This is a genomic window from Alphaproteobacteria bacterium (assembly GCA_030740435.1).
Taxonomy (GTDB): Bacteria; Pseudomonadota; Alphaproteobacteria; order UBA2966; family UBA2966.
Window position 1 is genome coordinate 1 of the sequence record JASLXG010000122.1, and the last position, 2,532, is coordinate 2,532.

The following is a 2,532-nucleotide window of genomic DNA, read 5'->3' on the forward strand; positions in this document are numbered from 1 at the left end:
GAATGTTTTGATGACGGACAGTGTGCCGTTTACCCCTTGTTTGCAGTATTGCCGCAAAACCGGCGGTTTTCAAGGGTGCGGGAGTGAACCGTTCTCGCTCATGGATTTCTGCCTCATCTTCGTTCCCTTCGGTCAATACGATGAGCCAGAAATCCTCCGTTACGCAATTACCTCAATGTGTCCCAAGGGCGCTGACGTTAGACACAAACAGACTAACTTAGGATGTGGTACAAACCTTGGGGGCAGGTCACGATTGCCGTCATCGACAGTGTCGTCATACGCGTGTCCAAGACCTATCCCGCCTATCTCGGCAGCTACCAGCGCTTTGACGTGGTGCGGCGCTACGCCGACGGTTTCGCCAACCTCTTCCTGCTCGGCCGCAACGGCATGCATCGCTACAACAACCAGGACCACTCCATGCTGACGGCGATGACGGCGGTGGACAACATCCTGGCCGGCATCGATGACCGCGAGAACATCTGGAACGTCAACGCCGAGGCCGAATACCACGAGGAAAAGTAGGCCGTGAGCAAGGCAACCCTACCCGGCCCCCAGATCTCACCCGGCGCCGCCCGTTGGATCCCGCTGCTGCTGTTGCTGGTGGTGCACGCGATGCTGCTGTGGAACGATCCGGCGCCGCTGGTCCGTGGTGCGCTGCGCGGCACCGACGGCTACATGCGGCTGGTGCGGGTCGAGGCGCTATGGCAGGAGGGCGACTGGTACAACACTGTATTGCGCCGTTCCAACACGCCCTATGGCGAACGCCAGCACTGGACGCGGCCGCTGGACGTGCTGCTGATCGCCGGGGCGGCGCCGCTGGAGCCCTTGCTGGGCCGGCGCCAGGCGCTCTACTGGTGGGGCGTGGCCATCAGTCCGCTGCTCCATGTTCTCACGCTCCTGGCCTTTGTCTGGGCGCTGTGGCCGCTGCTCGGGGCCGGTACGGCCTATGGTGCCCTCTTGTTCGTCCCCCAGCCGGCCATGCTGGCCTACTACGCCGCCGGGCGGCCCGACCACCACGGCCTGATCGGGCTTTTTTTCGTGCTGCTGGTAGGTCTGTCGCTGAGGCTGCTGGGCCAACGGCCGCGGCTCGCTCACGGCGTACTGGCCGGACTGGCGGCGGCGGCGCTGCTCTGGGTCAGCGTCGAGGGCTTGCTGCTGGTCGGCCTGGTATTGCTGGCGCTGGGCATCTGCTGGCTGCAGCGCGGCCCGCCGTTGACACCGCCGAATCTGGCCCTGGCTGCGGCCCTGGCGCTCGGCGTGGCGCTGGCTCTGGCCTTGGAGTTCCCGCCGGCCGGGCTATTGGCACAGGAGGCCGACCGGCTTTCCTTCCTGCACTTCCTGCCGCTGGCCTCTGTCGCCGTCTTCTGGCGCGGCGTCAGCCTGATCGAGGCGCGCACGAATTGGGCTGCGGCGCTTTCGGGCCGTGCCGGCGTGGCCCTGGCGGGGGCGCTGTTGGTGCTGCTTGCCACCTGGTTGTTTGTGCCCAAGTTGTTGCAGGGCCCGCACGCCGACGTAGCGCCGAGGGTGGTCGAGGTGTGGTTTCGCAAGGTCAGCGAGGTGCGGCCGCTGCTGCTTGCCGCCCAGCCGCTCAAGTCGGCCCGCGAGGTGCTGTTCTTCCTGGGCCCGGCGCTGCTGGCCGTGCCCTTCGTAGTCTTCCTGGTGCGTTCAAGCGAGGGTGCGCGGCGCCACCAGTGGCTGTTCGTGGCCGGCGGGCTTACGCTCTTTGTGCCCCTGGCGCTCTACCAGGCGCGTTGGGCCACCTTCGCCGAGATCTTCGTGGTACCGGCCTACGCTGCCCTGGTTCTGGCGGTGCTGGCCCGGCTCGACCGCCTGCAGACCAGCGCCAATCTCCTGCGCGCCCTGACCCGGGCCCTGACGGTCGTGCTGTTCGCGGTCTGGGCCTTGCTGGCTGCTGTCTTCCTGCACGGCCTGGAGCGGGGCTCCAAGGGCGAGGTGGCGGCGGCCGAACGCGCCAAGTGCCCGATCGGCCGCATGAGCCGGTTCCTGGGTGCGGGCGGGCTGGCCAAGCCGCCCCGGCGCATCCTCAGCTTCGTCTTCCTCGGGCCCGAGATCCTCTACCGCACGCCGCACCACGTGGTGGCCACGCCCTACCATCGCAACAGCGCCGGCATCCTCGACACCTACGATGCCCTGAAGGCCGTCGACGATGCCAAGGCCCGCGCTATCGTCAGGCGCCGGCAGATCGACTGGCTGCTGATCTGCAGTAAAGGCAAGGAGCAGCGCTGGTACCGGGGGCGGGGGGGCGACGAGACGCTGTTCGATCGCCTCAAGGCCCGGCGGCCGCCGGCTTGGCTGGTGCCGCTGAAGCTGCCCGACGAGCTATCCGCCTTCGGGCTCTATGCCGTCGATCCGGAGTGAGGCGGTGAGGGCCATTCCCGCTACATCATCGCCTGGAAGCTCTGCACCACCATGAAGACCGACGACGTAACGGCAACACTGAAGCTGGCGTTGCAGGCATCAGGCTGCGATCGCGCCAAGATCGCCCACAAGCCGAGGTTGCTCAGCGACAAT

General features: G+C 66.7%; 1 protein-coding gene and 2 pseudogenes. All 3 read left to right on the top strand.

Translation table 11 applies throughout. The features are described 5' to 3' along the window. Positions 1–258: 258 nt before the first annotated feature. Positions 259–522 (top strand): annotated as a pseudogene (locus QGG75_12885) (hypothetical protein). A 3-nt stretch (positions 523–525) separates the two neighbouring features. After that, positions 526–2,379, top strand: a complete 1,854-nt coding sequence (locus tag QGG75_12890; GenBank protein MDP6068128.1) for a hypothetical protein — start codon at positions 526–528, stop codon at positions 2,377–2,379. Between the two features lie 15 nt (positions 2,380–2,394). Beyond that, positions 2,395–2,532 (top strand): annotated as a pseudogene (locus QGG75_12895) (IS3 family transposase).